Origin of the sequence: Mesorhizobium sp. M0598 (assembly GCF_040320865.1) — a bacterium.
Taxonomy (GTDB): Bacteria; Pseudomonadota; Alphaproteobacteria; order Rhizobiales; family Rhizobiaceae; genus Mesorhizobium.
In genome coordinates, this window is sequence record NZ_JAMYQL010000003.1 from 140,762 (window position 1) to 158,785 (window position 18,024).

Below are 18,024 nucleotides of genomic sequence, written 5' to 3' on the forward strand. Positions count from 1 at the left end.
CATCCCAGTCAAACAAGAGCGTTAAACGCCTCTGGTCAAGTTATCCGGGAGACGAGAATGAAGAAGATTGCTGCCATCGCCGCGCTGTCGGCATCGGCGCTTGGCCTGTCGGCAGGGGTATCCTTTGCCGACTACACGCTCAACATCCTGCACATCAATGACTGGCACAGCCGCATCGAGAGCAACAACAAGTACGAATCGACCTGCTCGGCCGAGGAGGAGACCAAGGGCGAATGCGTCGGCGGCGCCGGCCGCCTGGTCACCGCGATCGCGCAGGAGCGCAAGAAGCTGGAAGGCCAGAACGTGCTGCTGCTCAGCGCCGGCGACAATTTCCAGGGCTCGCTCTTCTACACGACCTACAAAGGCAAGACCGAAGGCGAATTCCTCAACCAGATGAAATTCGATGCCGAGGCTCTCGGCAACCATGAGTTCGACGATGGCGAGTCGGCGCTGGCGCCGTTTCTCGACATGATCCAGTTTCCGGTGCTCGGCGCCAATGTGAAGGCCAATGCGCAATCCAAGCTCGGCGACCGCGTCAAGCCGTCGATCGTGGTCGAGGTCGGCGGCCAGAAGATCGGGATCGTCGGCGCGGTCACCAACGACACGCCGGAGCTTGCCACCCCTGGCCCGAACATTGCCATCGAAGACGACGTCAAGTCGATCACCGCTGAGGTCGAGAAACTGAAGCGAGAGGGCGTCAACAAGATCATCGCGGTCACCCATATCGGCTACAAGCGCGAGCGCGACGTGATCGCCAAGATCCCGGGCATCGACGTGGTGGTCGGCGGCCACAGCCATTCGCTGCTGTCCAACACCGACCCCAAGGCGGAAGGCCCATATCCGACGATGGTCGACAATCCGGACGGTTACAAAGTGCCGGTCGTGCAGGCGGCGTCCTATTCGAAATATCTCGGCGAGTTCAAGGTCGTGTTCGACGACAACGGCGTCGTCAAGGAGGCAAGCGGCGATCCCATCCATCTCGACAAATCGATCACGCCCGACCTCGCCGTGCTTGCCCGCATCAAGGAACTCGGCGCGCCGATCGAGGCCTTGAAGAACAAGGAAGTCGCCGAGACCACCAAGGCGATCGACGGCAGTCGCGAAAACTGCCGCGCCCGCGAATGCGAGATGGGCAATCTGGTCTCCGACGCCGTCCTCGACCGGGTCAAGGGCCAAGGTGTCGAGATCGTCATCTCGAATGGCGGCGGCTTGCGCGCCTCCATCGACCAGGGCACCGTCACCATGGGCGAGGTTCTCACCGTCCTGCCGTTTCAGAATACTCTGGCGACCTTCCAGATCTCCGGCAAGGATTTGGTTGCCGGCCTCGAAAGCGGCCTCAGCCAGGTCGAGGACGGCGCCGGGCGCTTCCCGCAAGTTGCCGGCCTGAAATACGCGTTCGACAAATCGGCGCCGCCTAACGGACGCGTCAAATCGGTCGAGGTCATGGAAGGCGGCGCCTGGACGCCGATTAAGCCGGACAAGGATTACCTGGTCGCCACCAACAACTATGTCCGCCAGGGCGGCGACGGCTACAAGGTGTTCGCCGAGAAGGCCAAGAACGCCTATGATTACGGCCCGGGGCTGGAACAGGTCGTCGCCGACTACCTAGGCGCGCACCGGCCCTATACGCCGAAGCTCGACGGCCGCATCACCGAGATCGCCGCGACCGTGGCCCCGGCCGCAGAACCTGCCAACCCTGCCGAACCGCCAAAACCTGCTGAGGCTGCGCCGGCAAAGCCCGTTGAGCCGGCAATGCCCGAAATGCCGGCCGGCTCCGGCGACATTTCCAAGACGCCGCCGGCCGTCCCGGCTGAAACAGCGCCGGCACCCGCACCCGCCGAGCCGGCCCAGCCGGCGGCACCTGCGGCTCCGGCCACACCGGCTCCGGCGACCCCTGCTCCGGCTGAGCCGGCACCGGCCGAAAGCAGCCATGTAATCGTCGCCGGCGATACCTATTGGGATCTCGCGGTGAAGGCTTATGGCGACGGCACCAAGTGGAAAATAATCTCCGATGCCAACAGAGCCTACGAGCCACGCCGCCTTCCGGTCGGCGCAACCTTGACGATCCCGGCGGCCTCGAAGTAATCCGGCCGCAGGAACGCAATGCACCCGCCCGGCAGACCGGGCGGGTGTTGCATTTCTGGGATAAGGTGCGGCCAGACGCAGCATTTGAAAACCGGCGCGGCATCGCTACTTTCGCCGCGGCACCGTTGGTTCGCGGTGTTGGAGAACCTTATGACGCTTGCCAACCCTGCTGAAATCAAAGCCGAGAAGACTGCCGCCTCGCCGTCGGCAGGGCGCCCTCTGGTCAGGACTGGCAAGGTCGGTGTCATGCTGATCAATCTCGGCACCCCGGACGGCACCGGGTTCAAGCCGATGTGGCGCTACCTCCGGGAGTTCCTGTCCGATCCGCGCGTCATCGAGCTCAACAAGGCGATCTGGTATCCGATCCTCTACGGCGTGGTCCTCACCACCCGGCCGAAGAAATCAGGGGCCAACTATGCCAGGATATGGAACCGGGAGCGCAACGAGTCGCCGCTGCGAACCTACACCCGCGCCCAGGCCGAGAAGCTCGGGCTCGCGCTCGGCGAGCTACCCAATGTCGTCGTCGACTGGGCGATGCGCTACGGCAACCCTTCGACCGAGAGCGTGGCCGAGAGACTGGTCGAGCAAGGCTGCGACCGCATCCTGTCTTTCCCGCTCTATCCGCAATATTCGGCGACGACGACTGCGACTGCCAACGACCAGCTGTTTCGCGCGCTGATGAAGATGCGCCGCGCCCCGGCCATTCGCAGCGTGCCACCCTATTACAACGAGCCGGCCTATATCGAGGCGCTCGCCCGTTCGATCGAAAAGCATCTGGCGAGCCTCGGATTCGAACCGGAAATTGTCATCGCTTCCTATCACGGCATTCCGAAACCCTATTCCGACAAGGGCGACCCCTACCAGGCCCATTGCCTCGAGACCACCCGACTGCTGCGCGAAAAGCTCGGCTGGGATGAAAACAAGCTGATTACCACCTTCCAGTCGCGCTTCGGCGCGCAGGAGTGGCTGCAGCCCTACACCGACAAGACGGTCGAAAGACTAGGGCGCGAAGGCGTGAAATCGGTCGCCATCGTCAATCCAGGATTTTCCGTCGACTGCATCGAGACGCTGGACGAGATCGGCAGGGAAGCGTCCGAGACCTTCCATCATGCCGGCGGCGAAAATTTCGCACACATCCCTTGCCTCAACGACAGTGCCGAGGGCATGGCGGTGATCGAGACGATGGTGCGGCGCGAGCTGTCCGGCTGGGCCTGAACAGATCACCCGTCTATGCACCCGCAATCCGTGATCACCTGATTGTAACATTGCTGAAACACACTTAAGTGTTTGATGGGAATCGGTCGCGTGGAATATCCAACATGGCCGGCCTTTGAGGGGAGAGCCAAATGGGTTTCAGTGGTTTTGATATCGCGCTTCTTGTTCTTGTCGCCCTTGTCGTGCTGGTGCTTGTCAAGGGCATCCGAACAATTCCGCAAGGCTATAATTATACCGTCGAACGTTTTGGCCGTTACACCAAGACATTGAACCCAGGCCTCAACCTGATCGTGCCTTTCGTCGACCGTGTCGGCGCCAAGATGAACATGATGGAGCAGGTGCTCGACGTTCCGACGCAGGAGATCATCACCCGCGACAATGCCACCGTTGCCGTCGATGGCATCGCCTTCTATCAGGTGCTCAACGCGGCGCAGGCCGCCTACCAGGTCTCCGGCCTGCAGAATGCGATTCTCAATCTCACGATGACCAACATCCGCACCGTGATGGGCTCGATGGACCTCGACGAACTTTTGTCGAACCGCGACGCCATCAACGAGCGCCTGCTGCGCGTCGTTGACGAGGCGGCGCATCCCTGGGGCATCAAGATCACTCGTGTCGAGATCAAGGACATCAACCCGCCGGCCAATCTCGTCGAATCGATGGGCCGACAGATGATGGCCGAGCGCAATAAGCGCGCGCAGATCCTCGCCGCCGAAGGCCTCAAGCAATCGCAGATCCTGGAGGCCGAAGGCCGCAAGGAAGCCGCCTTCCGCGATGCCGAGGCGCGCGAGCGCTCGGCCGAGGCTGAAGCACGCGCCACGCAGGTGGTGTCGGAGGCTATTTCCAAAGGCGACGTGCAGGCGCTCAACTACTTCGTCGCGCTGAAATACACCGAAGCGCTGACCAAGATCGGCTCAGCGACAAATAGCAAGCTCGTGCTGATGCCGATGGAGGCCTCATCGCTGATCGGCACGCTCGGCGGTATTGGCGAAATCGCCAAGGAAGTTTTCCGAAGCGAAGGCACCGCCGGTGCCGCACGACAGGCCGCCCGCCCGCCGGTCGTTCGTCCGAGCGAAACCTGAGGCTACAGCCATGCTCGACCGCATTGTTTCCGAACTCGGCCCGTGGAGCTGGATGGTCCTCGGCTTCGTCCTGCTGGTAATGGAGGTCATCGCGCCGGGCATTTTCATGCTGTGGATCGGCATTGCCGCGCTGTTGATCGGCGTCGTCTCACTGCTCATCTGGGATGCCGGTTTCTGGACCTGGCAAGTCCAGGTCCTCGCCTTCCTCGCGCTGTCGCTGGTCTCGGCCTATGTCGGCAAGCGGCTGGTGGGCGGGCGCCATGATGAAACCGACCAGCCCCTGCTCAACCGTCGCGGCGCACAGATGGTCGGCCGGACGGCGACCCTTGCCGAGCCGATCAAGGACGGGCGCGGCCGCATAAAGCTGGGCGACACGTTGTGGCGCGTCTCCGGCCCTGACCTGCCGGCCGGCACGCAAGTGCGCGTGACGGGCGCCGCTGATACCGACCTGGAACTGACGGTCGAGGCGGTCTAGAAGCCCGCTAGGCAGCACCGATACGCAGCAGGTCGTGCAGATGGACGAGCCCGATCGGCCGCCTGCCTTCGACCACCATCAGGCTGGTAATGGCCGAGTCGTTGATCGTCTGCAGCGCCGTCGCAACAAGCGTGTCGGGCGCGGCCATTTTCGGCTCTCTGGTCATCACCTGATCGACGCTCATGGCCAGGAGATCGCTGCCGATATGGCGCCTGATGTCGCCATCGGTGATGATGCCGATCAGCTTGCCGTCCGCGGCAGTCACGGCCACGCAGCCAAACCCCTTGCGCGACAATTCGAGGATTGCCTCGCGCATGCCGGTACCTGACGACACCAGCGGCAGCCTGTCGCCGACATGCATGATCTCGCGGATCTGCGTCAGGTTGGCTCCGAGCTGGCCGCCGGGATGGAACGTGCGGAAATGGTCCGGGGTGAAGCCGCGTGCCTCGAGCAGCGCGATGGCCAGCGCATCGCCCATCACCATTTGCAATAGTGTCGAGGTCGTCGGCGCAAGCCCGTGCGGGCAGGCTTCCGGTGCTCGCGGCAGCAGAAGCACAACGTCGGCCGCGCGCGCCAGAGCCGATTTTTCGCCCGCGGTGACCGCGACCAGCGGGATCGAGAAGCGCCTCGAATAGGCGATGATGCCCTTGAGCTCAAGGCTTTCGCCCGACCACGAAAGCGCGATTATGGCGTCGTTTCTGGCGATCATGCCAAGGTCGCCGTGATTGGCTTCGGCAGGGTGGACGAAAAAGGCCGGCGTGCCGGTCGAGGCGAGCGTTGCGGCGATCTTCGAGCCGATATGGCCGCTTTTGCCGACCCCGGTGACGATGACGCGGCCATCGATCTGCGACACCATGCCGACGGCTCGTGCGAACGGCTCGGCCAGCCCGTTTTCGAGAGCGTCTGCCAGTGCCGCGACGCCGGCCTGCTCCGTCGCCACGGTTCTCAGCGCCGAGGCAATCGCGGCCTGCCCGTCATGCCGCTTCCTGTCTGGGGATTTCACGTCCATGGACGATGCGATTAGCGCTTCGGCGCGCGCCTGTCCAACGGAATTGCCGTTCCGAACCTCCTGACGGGCCATGCCTCAACGCTCCGTTAACCATCCCCATTTACGGTTTCGTAAGTATGGCGCGCGTGCGCCGCGCAAGCAGTGGTGCCGATGTCCGGGTTTCAGCTTCAAAACAAAATGGGACGAAAGGGCAAGGCGGTCTGCGCTTTGCTGCTGGCAACCAGTGTCTTTGCGTTGTCGCGGCCGGCACTGCTTTGCGCCCAGGAAACCGAGCTGCGCGGCGAGGTTTCGGAATCGACAATCCTGGACGACCAGCAGTACAAGATCAGGCAATCGAGCATAGCCGGAACCCAAGCCGCACAGGCTGCTGCAACCGCCAACGACAATACGCCGCTGCCTACCTATCGCCCGGCCAGCCAAGGGGCGTTGCCTGACGACGGCACGGGCGAGGCGGCCACAACCGGCGGCACTTTCGATCAACCAGCGGCCAGCGGCGACCCATTTCCCGACAACCCTGCTCCGCCCCCCCGACGGCGGCCAAGCGCGACGCAACGCGCCGCCAATGCGGCCAACGCCGAAGACGAGACCGCTGACAGCCAGAAGCGCAAGAGAACCGCGACTGCAGCCGCGGCGGCGACCGACGACACCGATACCGCCGCCATAGACGAGCAGGATACGGTCAACCGCCGTGCCGTCACCATCGATTCCGCCGAGAGGCTCAAGCTCGACCCCGGCGCCGAGCGCACCGAAGCCATCGAAGGCCAGGACAAGAAGAACGAGGACGACCCGTTCGCCGCCACCGGCATCAAGCTCGGCTCCTTCGTGATCCGGCCGACGCTCGAGCAAGGCCTGACGTCTTCGACAAACGCCGATTCGAGCAGCCTCGGCAAGCCGGCCTTGCTGTCGGAAACGACGCTGCGCTTCAACGCCGTCTCCGACTGGCGGGAGAATTCGGCGACGGTTGAGGGCTATGGCATCTTCCGCGAAACCTTGTCCGGCTATGACATTCACGAGGCGCAAGGCCGCGTCGACGGCACACTCAACATCGATCTCGACAATGATCTGCGCGCCATCGCCAAGCTGGGCTATGAGGCCTTGCCCGAATCGGCCTCGGCGCCGGACGCGGTCGTCGGCGCCGTTGGCCAGCCGGTGCGCCAGACCGTGAACGGCAGTCTCGCCGTCGAGAAGGATGCCGGCAAAATGCGCTTCGCGCTGACCGGCGCGGTCGAGCACGACATCTTTGGCGACGCCAAGCTTTCGTCGGGCGGATCGCTGTCGCAGAAGGGCCGCGACTCGACGCTCTACACGGCCATTTTGCGTACCGGTTACGAGATCTCGCCTGCCATCACCCCGTTCACCGAAATCGAGATCGGCCGGCGCGCTTATGATTTGCGCGTCGATCCAAACGGCTTCCAGCGCTCCTCGACCAGGCTTGGCGCACGGGCCGGCGTCGAGCTCGATCTCCGCGAGAAGCTTGCCGGCGAGTTCTCGGTCGGCTGGCTGCGCGAAGCTATCGACGACGATGCCCTGCCGGCTATTTCGGGCGCGACGGTCAATGCCGATCTCAAATGGTCGCCGGAACGCGGCACCACGATCGGGCTCACTGCACAGACGACCGCCGAGAACACGACGAATGCGGGCGAAAGCGGCGACATGCTCTATTCCGGCAGCCTCACCGGCGAGCGGCAGATCCGCGCCAACCTGACCGGAAATGCCGCTCTCGGCCTTGAATGGCGCGACTATACCGGCTCCGACGATCATGATTTAACGCTGAGCGCCGAGGCTGGGCTGACGTGGTGGCTGAACCGCTACACCGGGCTCACCACCCGCGCCAGGACTGAAAAACTGACCAGCAACCTGGTTGGGCGCGACTACACGGCCAACAGTATCTTCGTCGGCTTGAAGTTGCAGCGCTAAATGCATGTCGCGCAAAAGTGTGCAGCGGTTTTGCGATAACGACTTGCGTAAAACAAGAACCTAAAGCGCGTCGCATGAGGCCGGTCGAACGCGGCGCGCTTTAGCCGATCAGCGCGGCAACCGGTGTTGAAACTACAAGGCTACGCCGCGGCGTTCTGGCGGCGCGAGTTCGTCGAGAAGCGTGCGAATGACACCGGCCATGCTGGCATTCATGTCTCTGCGCCACAGTGCGAAGGCAACGTTGGCCTCGACGAAGCCTTCGGGCGAGCCGCAGTCGAACGTTCGCCCGCGGTAGTGGTAGCCGTAGAAGGGCTGTTGCTTCTGCAGCTTCAGCATTGCATCGGTGAGCTGGATCTCGTTGCCGGCGCCTTTTTCCTGACCTTCGAGTATCTCGAATATCTCCGGCTGCAGGATATAGCGCCCGTTGATGTAGAGGTTCGACGGCGCCGTGCCGGTCTTCGGCTTTTCCACCATGCCGGTGATGCGGAAACCGTGATGCGCGTCCTCGCCGCGGCCGACAATGCCGTATTTGTGCGCCTCGGCCGGATCGCATTCCTGCACGGCGACGATGTTGTTGCCGGTCTCGGCGTAAAGCTCGACCATGTCCTTCATGCAGCTTTTTTCCGACTGCATGATCATGTCGGGCAACAGCAGCGCAAAGGGCTCGTCGCCGACGAGCTCGCGCGCGCACCAGACGGCGTGACCAAGGCCGAGCGGTACCTGCTGGCGGGTGAAGCTGGTCTGCCCCGGCGCCGGCTGCAGCCGCTGCAGGCGGGCGAGCTGGTCGTCCTTGCCGCGCTGCGCAAGCGTGTCGTAGAGCTCGAATTGGACATCGAAGTGATCCTCGATGACCGCCTTGTTGCGGCCGGTCACAAAGATGAAATGCTCGATCCCGGCTTCGCGCGCCTCATCGACCACATACTGGATGACCGGCCTGTCGACGACCGTCAGCATTTCCTTGGGAATGGCCTTGGTGGCGGGGAGAAAGCGCGTGCCGAGACCGGCAACCGGGAACACTGCCTTGCGAACTCTCTTCATGTGCCAATTATCCATTTGCATGCCTGTTCGGCAATCCCGATTCGAGACATTTTCATGCCGAAATCGAGGATTACTGAACGGCGGGTCAGAAATCTCAGCTGGTAAAGCATTGACGCATCTTTTCACCCCGGACGGCACCTATGGTAAACCAAATGCTAACCGGGTTCGGCGATGAATAGTCTTCCTGAGATGAAGAAGGAGGAAAAGATGTCCGTTCGCAACGCCGCAAGGCGCTTCACCAGCGTCCTGACGGCCGCCAGCCTCTCGCTTGCCTTGCTCATGCCCAGCGGGTCGGCTTTTGCCGATGCCGGCTTCCGCCAATGGGTCGCCAGCTTCCGTGCTACCGCCGTGGCGAGCGGCGTTTCCGGCTCCGTCTACGACCAGGCATTCAAGGGCATCAACGATGCTGACCCGGTGGTGCTGGAAAAGGCCCGTACTCAACCCGAATTCACCGCACCCGCTTGGGATTATTTCGACAACCGCGTCCATGACCAGTCGGTCGCCGTCGGCCAGCAGATGGCAAGGAAATGGAAGCCTTGGCTGGACAGGATCGAGGCAAGATACGGCGTCGACCGCTACATCCTGCTGGCCATCTGGTCTATGGAATCTAACTACGGCGAAACCCTCAAGCGCGATGATATCATGCGCAATGTGGTGCGCTCGCTGGCGACGCTTGGTTATGCCGATCCGAAGCGAGCGAAATTTGCCCGCACCCAGTTGATCGCGGCGCTGAAGATCCTGCAGACCGGCGACATCGACGAAAGCCATCTCAGCGGCTCATGGGCCGGCGCGATGGGCCATACCCAGTTCATCCCCACCAGCTACCAGTCCTATGCGGTCGATATGGACGGCAACGGCAAGCGCGACATCTGGAATTCGATTCCCGACGCACTGGCGACAGCCGCCAATTTGCTGAGGAAGAACGGCTGGCAGGCAGGCAAGACCTGGGGTTATGAGGTCAGCCTTCCGGACGGCAAGAAGCTGCCCGGAGGCTCGAAGTCGCTGTCGCAATGGCAGGCGCTGGGGGTCAGCCGTGCCAACGGCAAGCCGTTCAAGAACGGTGCGGACAAGGCGACGTTGAAGCTGCCCGGCGGCAGCGGCGGGCCGGCTTTCCTGATGATCAAGAATTTCTCGGTCATCAAGCGTTACAACAATGCCGACAAATATGCGCTCGCCGTGGGCCTTCTTGCCGACGAAATTGCCGGCTATGGCGGGCTTGTGCAGGACTGGAAGCGACCGTTTACCAAGCTCTCCTTCGAGGAAAGGCAGGAGCTTCAGAAGCGACTTTCCGAGCACGGCTATTACGACGGCAAGTTCGACGGCAAGATCGGTGACGGATCGAAAACCGCCATCATGGCCTTCCAGGCAAAGGCTGGCTTGACCCAGGACGGGTATCCGAGCAAGGAAGTGCTCAAATGGCTCAGGCAGAACTAGAGCCGGTTGCGGGATGGAGAGGGTGATTGGTTTCGGCTGCGCGCATCCGGTTAATCGTTCGTCGCGTGCCGATCCTCGTTCTGGCGATCGCCGTTCTGGCAGTCGGCGCCGCCAGTGCCTTTCATACCGCGGCCATGGCGCAGGAGCCGGAAAGTCGTGGCTGGTCGCTGCGCGACCTGTTGTTTCCGCGCAGAAGCGAGCGGTTTGAGCAGCCGCCGCCCGAATTCCAGAGAGAATTCCAGAGAACAAAGCCCAGGCCCAAGCTGAGAAAGCCCCGGTCAGTTAACCGGCCGCCGCCGGCCGAGCCGACAACCCCGGTGGCCGAGAAGGCGCCGGATGCACGCGTCGTTCTGGTGGTCGGCGATTTCATGGCGTCTGGGCTGGCTGAGGGGCTCGACGCCGCCTTTGCCGAAAACACCGGCGTCAGGATCGTAGTCCGTGCCAACGGATCGTCCGGCTTCGTGCGTGACGATGTCTACAACTGGCCAGACCAGGTCAAGTCGCTGATCGCCGCCGAAAAACCGGCAGCCGTCGTCGTCATGCTCGGATCCAACGACCGGCAGCAGATGCGCGTCGGCGATGTGCGCGAGCAGCCGCGATCCGAAACCTGGACCAAGGAATACGAGCGCCGGACCGAAGCGTTCGGCAAAGCCATCGCAGCAACCAAGGTGCCGTATCTGTGGGTTGGCATGCCGGCCTTCCGGGTCTCGAAAATGACCTCCGACATGCTGGCCTTCAACGACATCTTCCGCTCGTCCGCCGAAAGCCACGGCGGCGAATTCGTCGACGTCTGGGACGGGTTCGTCGACGAGAACGGCGCCTTCATCACCAGCGGACCGGACATCAACGGCCAATCGGTGCGCCTGCGCTCCGACGACGGCATCAACATGTCGAAGGCCGGCAAGCGCAAGCTCGCCTTCTATACCGAAAAGCCGCTGATGAAGATCCTTGGGCTGGCCGCGCCGGGAAGCGTGGTGACGGCTTCTGCCCCGGCCGGCGCTCCCGTCGAGGCGCCGGCACCTGCTGCGGCACCGATAGCTGTCGATCGCACCGTGCCGATGCTGCTCAGCGATCCGGCGCTGGACGGCGGCTCGGAACTTCTCGGCGCCGCCCCGCCGGCAAAAGCTGACAAGAATTTGCCGGGCGAAAGGCTGATCGTCGAGGGCAAGGCGCCCGACGCCTCACCGGGCCGCGCCGATGACTTCTCCTGGCCGCCCAAGACACAACCTGCGACGGCGGCCGCATCCGATACGACGACGGCGATCCGCCAGTAAACAGAACGTCTTCGGAACGGGCTCAGCGCGGCAGCACGCTCGATCCCATCAGCGCCTCGTCGATGGCGCGCGCCGCCTGGCGGCCCTCGCGGATCGCCCAGACGACCAGCGACTGGCCGCGCCGCACGTCGCCCGCCGCATAGAGCCTTTCGACGCTGGTCCTGTAGTCCCGGTCATTGGCCTCGACATTCTTCGAACGGCGGCTGTCGGTGACGATCTTCATCTGCCCGTCGAGTTCCGAGACCGGCCCGCGAGCGGCTGGCCCGGCAAAGCCGATGGCGATGAACGCGAGATCGGCGCGGATGACGAATTCGGTGCCGGCGATTGGCTTGCGCTTTTCGTCGACCTCGCAGCATTTGACCCCGGTCAGCTGGCCGTCCTCGCCGATGAATTCAAGCGTCGCCACCTGGAATTCGCGCTCGGCGCCTTCGGCCTGCGACGATGACGTGCGCATCTTGGTCGCCCAGTAGGGCCAGACCGACAGCTTGTCTTCCTTTTCCGGCGGCTGCGGCCGGATGTCGAGCTGGGTGACGCGCACAGCGCCCTGGCGGAAGGCGGTGCCGACGCAGTCTGAGGCAGTGTCGCCGCCGCCGACGACGACGACATGCTGGCCGCCGGCGACGATCGGGCGCGACGGCCATGCGACCGACTGGATCGGCTCGCCGCCGATACGCTTGTTCTGCTGCACCAGATAGGGCATCGCGTCGTGCACGCCGTCGAGATCGTCGCCCGGGATGTTGGCCGGGCGCGGCGTTTCGGAACCGCCGCAATAGAGCACGGCATCATATTCGGCGAGCAGTTCGGCGACCGGCTTGTCGACGCCGACATTGACGCCGCAATGGAAGCTGACACCTTCGCCCTGCATCTGCTCGATGCGCCGGTCGATATAATGCTTCTCGATCTTGAAATCGGGGATGCCGTAGCGCATCAGCCCGCCCGGCCGGCTCTCGCGCTCATAGACGTGAACGTCATGGCCTGCGCGGCCGAGTTGCTGGGCCGCCGCCATGCCTGCCGGCCCCGAGCCGATGATCGCGACGCGCTTGCCGGTCTTCCGTTCCGGCGGATAGGGCCGGATATGGCCGGTTTCATAGGCTTTGTCGGCAATCGCCTGCTCGATCGTCTTGATGGCGACCGGAATATCCTCGAGGTTCAGCGTGCAGGCTTCCTCGCAAGGTGCGGGGCAGATGCGGCCGGTAAATTCCGGAAAATTGTTGGTCGAATGCAGGTTGCGGATCGCGTTTTCCCAGTCGCCATTGTAGACGAGGTCGTTCCAGTCCGGGATCTGGTTGTGGATCGGGCAGCCGGTCGGTCCATGGCAATACGGAATGCCGCAATCCATGCACCGCGCGGCCTGTTTCTCGACCTCCTTGTCCGACATCGGCAGCGTGAACTCGCGGAAATGCCGGATGCGGTCGGAAGCCGGCTGGTACTTGTGCACCTGCCGGTCGATCTCGAGAAACCCTGTTACCTTGCCCATAGTCCAGTCCCTGCTGTCCGGAAGGCACGCCTGGCGACGCACCCGTTAACCTCATAAGGCAGCCGAGGCAACCTTCAGTCCGAGGTCAGGATTATTGATGAAGATGGTTGCCGGGACGCACGGCCTCCCGGCAATTTCCAAATCTATTCCGCCGCCACGTTCATGCGCATCCGCTCCATCTCGATCAGCGCGCGGCGGTATTCGACCGGCATGATCTTCCGGAATTTCGGCCGGAAAGTCGCCCAGTCGTCGAGGATTTCGCGACCTCGTACCGAGCCGGTGTAGTGGACGTGGTTGGAGATCAGCTGGTAGAGCCGCTCCTCGTCGTGGCTGGTCATATCGCCGGATACGTCGACACGGCCCTTATGGTCGAGATCGCCGCCATGGTGGAGCAGCTTTTCCATCAGGTCGTCCTCTTCCGGAACCGGCTCCAGCTCGACCATCGCCATGTTGCAGCGTTCGGCGAAATCACCCGCCTCGTCGAGCACATAGGCGACGCCGCCCGACATGCCGGCGGCGAAGTTGCGGCCGGTCTGGCCGATGACGACGACGATACCGCCGGTCATGTATTCGCAACCATGGTCGCCGACGCCTTCAACGACGGCGGCGACACCCGAATTGCGCACGGCAAAACGCTCGCCGGCAACGCCGCAGAAATAGGCCTCGCCCTCGGTTGCGCCGTAGAGCACGGTATTGCCGATAATAATGGACTCGGCAGCAACGATTTTCGTGTTCTCCGGCGGGCGGATGACAATGCGGCCACCCGACAGGCCCTTGCCGACATAGTCGTTGGCAGCGCCCACCAGTTCGAACGAGATACCGCGCGCCAGGAAGGCGCCGAAGGACTGGCCGGCCGTGCCGGTGAGCTTGACCGAGATCGTGTCCTCGCGCATGCCCTTGTGCTTGAAGCGCTTTGCCACCTCGCCCGACAGCATGGCGCCGGTCGAACGGTCGACGTTGCGGATCGGCAGTTCGATACTGACCGGCTGCCTGGCTTCGAGCGCCGGCTTTGCGAGTTCGATCAGCTTGCGGTCGAGCACGTCGTCGATCGGATGCTTCTGCCGCTCGGTCCAGTGCACCGCCTCGTGCGGCGCATCGGGCTTGTAGAACATCTTGCTGAAGTCGAGCCCGCGTGCCTTCCAGTGCTGGATCAGCTCGCGCTTTTCCAGAAGGTCGGTGTCGCCGATGATCTGGTCGAGATGGGTGTAGCCCATCTCGGCAAGTAGCGCCCGCACCTCTTCCGCCACATAGAAGAAGAAGTTGATGACGTGCTCGGGCGTGCCCTTGAAGCGCTTGCGCAGCACCGGGTCCTGTGTCGCGACGCCGACGGGGCAGGTGTTGAGATGGCACTTGCGCATCATGATGCAGCCGGCCGCGATCAACGGCGCGGTCGAAAAGCCGAACTCGTCGGCGCCGAGCATTGCGCCGATGATGACGTCACGCCCGGTGCGCAGGCCGCCATCGACCTGCAGCGCGACGCGCGACCTGAGGCCGTTGAGCACCAGCGTCTGGTGCGTCTCGGCAAGGCCCATCTCCCACGGGCTGCCGGCATGCTTGAGCGAGGTCAGCGGCGAAGCGCCGGTGCCGCCGTCATAGCCTGATATGGTGATGTGGTCGGCACGCGCCTTGGCGACGCCGGCCGCAACCGTGCCGACGCCGACTTCCGAGACCAGCTTGACCGATACGTCGGCCGCCGGATTGACGTTCTTCAGGTCGTAGATGAGCTGCGCCAGATCCTCGATCGAATAGATGTCGTGATGCGGCGGCGGCGAGATCAGGCCGACGCCCGGCGTCGAATGCCTGACCTTTGCTATGGTCGCGTCGACCTTGTGGCCCGGCAACTGGCCGCCCTCGCCCGGCTTTGCCCCTTGCGCGACCTTGATCTGCATCATGTCGGAATTGACCAGATATTCGGCCGTGACGCCGAAGCGTCCCGAGGCGACCTGCTTGATCGCCGAGCGTTCGGGGTTCTTGCCGCCGCCCGGCAGCGGCAGATAGCGATCGGCCTCTTCGCCGCCCTCGCCGGTGTTCGACTTGCCGCCGATGGCGTTCATGGCGCGCGCCAGTGTCGTGTGCGCTTCCCTGGAGATCGAGCCGAAGGACATCGCCCCGGTCGAGAAGCGCTTGACGATATCGGCCGCCGGCATCACCTCGTCGAGCTTGACCTTCTTACGCCCGGTCTCTTGCGCAAGCTTGATCTTGAACAGGCCGCGAATGGTCTGCGCCTGCGCCGTCTCGCTGTCGATCTGGGCGGAATAGTCCTTGAACGTCTCCCACGAGCCTTGGCGCACGGCGTGCTGCAAGGTCGCCACTGCGTCGGGCGACCAGATATGGGCCTCGCCGCGCATGCGGAACATGTATTCGCCGCCGACCTCGAGGCTGTTGCGCAGCACCGGGTCGTTGCCGAAGCCGTCGGTGTGGCGGCTGACCGTTTCGGCGGCGATCTCGTCCAGCCCGACGCCTTCGATCAGCGTCGCCGTGCCGGTGAAGTACTTCTGCACGAAGTCCGACTTGAGCCCGATGGCGTCGAATATCTGCGCGCCGCAATAGGACTGGTAAGTGGAGATGCCCATCTTGGACATCACCTTCAGGATGCCCTTGCCGATCGACTTGATGTAACGGGAGACGACTTCGTAGGCATCGACCTCCGCCGGCAATTCGCCACGCTTGTGCATGTCGAGCAGCGTGTCGAAAGCGAGATAGGGATTGATCGCCTCGGCGCCGTAGCCGGCGAGACAGCAGAAATGATGCACCTCGCGCGGCTCGCCGGATTCCACGACGAGCCCAACCGACGTGCGCAATCCCTTGCGGATCAAATGATGGTGCACGGCCGCAGTCGCCAGCAGTGCCGGAATGGCGATGCGGTCCGGGCCGAGCTGACGGTCCGACAGGATGATGATGTTGTAGCCGCCGGCGACCGCCGCCTCGGCGCGCTCGCATAGCCGGTCGATGGCGCCCTGCATGCCGGCCGCGCCTTCATTCGAACCGTAAGTGATGTCGATCGTCTTGGTGTCGAAACGGTCTTCGGTGTGGCCGACGGAGCGCAGCTTCTCCAGATCGCCATTGGTCAGGATCGGTTGGCGCACTTCGAGCCGCTTGCGGCGCGAATTGCCGACAAGATCGAAGATGTTGGGCCGCGGCCCGATGAAGGACACCAGGCTCATCACCAGCTCCTCGCGGATCGGGTCGATCGGCGGATTGGTGACCTGTGCGAAATTCTGCTTGAAATAGGTGTAGAGCAGCTTTGATCTGTCCGACATTGCCGAAATCGGCGTGTCGGTACCCATCGAGCCGACCGCTTCCTGGCCGGTGGTCGCCATCGGCGACATCAACAGCTTGGTGTCCTCCTGGGTGTAGCCAAACGCCTGCTGGCGGTCGAGCAGTGAGACATCCCTGCGCAGGGCGCGCGGCTCGACCGGGTTCAGATCCTCGAGGATGAGCTGTGTGTTGGCGAGCCAGCTCTTGTAGGGGTGCCTGGTCGCGATCTCCGACTTGATCTCCTCGTCGGAAACGATGCGGCCCTTGTCCAGGTCGATCAGCAGCATGCGGCCGGGCTGCAGCCGCCACTTCTTGACGATCGTTTCCTCCGACACCGGCAGCACGCCGGCTTCCGAGGCCATGATGACGCGGTCGTCGTCGGTGACGATGTAGCGCGCCGGCCGCAGCCCGTTGCGGTCGAGCGTGGCACCGATCTGGCGGCCGTCGGTGAAGGCAACCGCCGCTGGCCCGTCCCACGGCTCCATCAGGGCTGCGTGATACTCGTAGAAGGCCTTGCGGTCCTGACCCATCAGCTTGTTGCCGGCCCAGGCTTCCGGGATCAGCATCATCATGGCGTGGGCGAGCGAATAGCCGCCCTGCGTCAGGAATTCGAGCGCATTGTCGAAGCAGGCGGTGTCGGACTGCCCTTCATAGGAGATCGGCCACAGCTTCGAGATGTCGTTGCCGAACAGTTCGGAATCGACCGAGGCCTGCCGCGCCGCCATCCAGTTGACGTTGCCGCGCAGCGTATTGATCTCGCCATTGTGGGCGACCATGCGGTAGGGATGCGCCAGCTTCCACGACGGGAACGTGTTGGTCGAGAAGCGCTGGTGGACCAGGATCAGCGCCGTCTCGAAACGCGGGTCGGTGAGGTCCTTGTAGTAGGCGCCGACCTGATAGGCCAGGAACATGCCCTTGTAGACGATGGTCCGCGACGACATCGAGACGACATAGAAGCCGTTGTCAACGCCTTTGGTCTCCTCGTGGATACGGCCGGAAATGACCTTGCGCAGGATGTAGAGCCGCCGCTCGTAATCGTCGTCGTTCTCGATCTCGGCGCCGCGGCCCAGGAACACCTGCCGGTGCACCGGCTCGGAAGCGGCGATGTCGGGCGCCTTGGACAGCGATGAATTATCGACCGGCACGTCGCGAAAGCCGAGCAGCGGCTGGCCCTCGAGTTGCGCCACCTCGGCGATGATGCCTTCGATATGCGCCTGCAGCTCCGGGTCGCGCGGCATGAACACATGGCCGACGGCATAATGGCCGGGCTTCGGCAGTTCGACCCCTTGCTTGGCCATCTCCTCGCGGAAGAAGCGGTCCGGCAGCTGCACCAGCACGCCGGCGCCGTCGCCCATCAGCGGATCCGCGCCGACGGCGCCGCGATGCGTCAGGTTTTCGAGCACGGCAAGGCCGTCCTCGACGATCTGATGCGACTTCACGCCCTTCATGTTGACGATGAAGCCGACGCCGCAGGCATCATGCTCGTTGCGTGGATCATAGAGGCCGTGCGCGGCATAGCCGGTGCTGGTTCGCCCAATATTGGTCACGGACGGATTTTTGACGGCTGCCGCTTTCGTCTGCGCGGCCTTAGTCGCAGATGGCGTCATGTCCGTCATCGTCCTGTCCTCCGTTCCGTCCCCTTCGGGCGCTGGTTTCCGTCGGGAAGCGCGTGGCTCCCCTTTCAATCTTGCGGCACGTCTTGCGAAATTCTTGCCGACCGTGCGGCTTTCCGCATCGTTCGCATATGGTATTCGTACAGG

General features: G+C 63.3%; 11 protein-coding genes. 7 read left to right on the forward strand and 4 right to left on the reverse strand.

Annotated features, from left to right (window positions below; translation table 11 throughout):
- The first annotated feature begins 57 nt into the window (after positions 1-57).
- From NKI59_RS05635 to NKI59_RS05650, 4 genes are all read left to right on the forward strand, one after another.
- Positions 58-2,085 carry a 5'-nucleotidase C-terminal domain-containing protein gene (locus NKI59_RS05635; RefSeq protein WP_352702878.1) on the forward strand — a complete coding sequence of 676 codons (2,028 nt, stop codon included), beginning with the start codon at positions 58-60 and terminating at the stop codon, positions 2,083-2,085.
- A 150-nt stretch (positions 2,086-2,235) separates the two neighbouring features.
- Complete coding sequence (hemH, locus tag NKI59_RS05640; protein WP_352702880.1) at positions 2,236-3,300, forward strand: ferrochelatase; 1,065 nt, start codon at positions 2,236-2,238, stop codon at positions 3,298-3,300.
- Positions 3,301-3,431: 131 nt separating this feature from the next.
- Positions 3,432-4,382, forward strand: coding sequence for an SPFH domain-containing protein (locus tag NKI59_RS05645; protein ID WP_352702882.1), 951 nt, complete (start codon positions 3,432-3,434; stop codon positions 4,380-4,382).
- Positions 4,383-4,392: 10 nt separating this feature from the next.
- Entirely contained in the window at positions 4,393-4,857 is a 465-nt protein-coding gene (locus tag NKI59_RS05650) for an NfeD family protein (protein WP_352454064.1), read from the forward strand.
- Positions 4,858-4,864: 7 nt separating this feature from the next.
- Here NKI59_RS05650 and NKI59_RS05655 read toward each other — a convergent pair whose 3' ends face one another.
- Entirely contained in the window at positions 4,865-5,866 is a 1,002-nt protein-coding gene (locus NKI59_RS05655; RefSeq protein ID WP_023675389.1) for a KpsF/GutQ family sugar-phosphate isomerase, read from the reverse strand.
- 177 nt (positions 5,867-6,043) lie between these two features.
- Between NKI59_RS05655 and NKI59_RS05660 the strand changes: the two genes are divergently transcribed.
- Positions 6,044-7,783, forward strand: a complete 1,740-nt coding sequence (locus NKI59_RS05660; protein ID WP_502901026.1) for an outer membrane beta-barrel protein — start codon at positions 6,044-6,046, stop codon at positions 7,781-7,783.
- Positions 7,784-7,915: 132 nt separating this feature from the next.
- Here the strand turns inward: NKI59_RS05660 and galU are convergent, their stop codons facing one another.
- Positions 7,916-8,821 (reverse strand): UTP--glucose-1-phosphate uridylyltransferase GalU, encoded by a 906-nt coding sequence (gene galU, locus NKI59_RS05665; protein WP_352702886.1) that lies wholly within the window; start codon positions 8,819-8,821, stop codon positions 7,916-7,918.
- Between the two features lie 207 nt (positions 8,822-9,028).
- Between galU and NKI59_RS05670 the strand changes: the two genes are divergently transcribed.
- Entirely contained in the window at positions 9,029-10,255 is a 1,227-nt protein-coding gene (locus NKI59_RS05670) for a lytic murein transglycosylase (protein ID WP_352702888.1), read from the forward strand.
- Between the two features lie 26 nt (positions 10,256-10,281).
- The gene (locus tag NKI59_RS05675) at positions 10,282-11,529 is read left to right on the forward strand and encodes an SGNH/GDSL hydrolase family protein (protein ID WP_352702891.1); all 1,248 of its coding nucleotides are present in this window, start codon (positions 10,282-10,284) and stop codon (positions 11,527-11,529) included.
- A gap of 22 nt (positions 11,530-11,551) precedes the next feature.
- Here the strand turns inward: NKI59_RS05675 and NKI59_RS05680 are convergent, their stop codons facing one another.
- Positions 11,552-13,006, reverse strand: a complete 1,455-nt coding sequence (locus NKI59_RS05680; protein WP_352448228.1) for a glutamate synthase subunit beta — start codon at positions 13,004-13,006, stop codon at positions 11,552-11,554.
- Positions 13,007-13,149: 143 nt separating this feature from the next.
- Positions 13,150-17,880 carry a glutamate synthase large subunit gene (gene gltB, locus NKI59_RS05685; RefSeq protein WP_352702893.1) on the reverse strand — a complete coding sequence of 1,577 codons (4,731 nt, stop codon included), beginning with the start codon at positions 17,878-17,880 and terminating at the stop codon, positions 13,150-13,152.
- Positions 17,881-18,024: the final 144 nt, after the last annotated feature.

Coding starts and splice junctions, on each gene's coding strand:
- NKI59_RS05635 (WP_352702878.1), top strand. CDS start 58: ATGAAGAAGATTGCTGCCATCGCCGCGCTGTCGGCATCGGCGCTTGGC.
- hemH (WP_352702880.1), top strand. CDS start 2,236: ATGACGCTTGCCAACCCTGCTGAAATCAAAGCCGAGAAGACTGCCGCC.
- NKI59_RS05645 (WP_352702882.1), top strand. CDS start 3,432: ATGGGTTTCAGTGGTTTTGATATCGCGCTTCTTGTTCTTGTCGCCCTT.
- NKI59_RS05650 (WP_352454064.1), top strand. CDS start 4,393: ATGCTCGACCGCATTGTTTCCGAACTCGGCCCGTGGAGCTGGATGGTC.
- NKI59_RS05655 (WP_023675389.1), bottom strand. CDS start 5,866: ATGGACGTGAAATCCCCAGACAGGAAGCGGCATGACGGGCAGGCCGCG.
- NKI59_RS05660 (WP_502901026.1), top strand. CDS start 6,044: ATGGGACGAAAGGGCAAGGCGGTCTGCGCTTTGCTGCTGGCAACCAGT.
- galU (WP_352702886.1), bottom strand. CDS start 8,821: ATGAAGAGAGTTCGCAAGGCAGTGTTCCCGGTTGCCGGTCTCGGCACG.
- NKI59_RS05670 (WP_352702888.1), top strand. CDS start 9,029: ATGTCCGTTCGCAACGCCGCAAGGCGCTTCACCAGCGTCCTGACGGCC.
- NKI59_RS05680 (WP_352448228.1), bottom strand. CDS start 13,006: ATGGGCAAGGTAACAGGGTTTCTCGAGATCGACCGGCAGGTGCACAAG.
- gltB (WP_352702893.1), bottom strand. CDS start 17,880: ATGACGGACATGACGCCATCTGCGACTAAGGCCGCGCAGACGAAAGCG.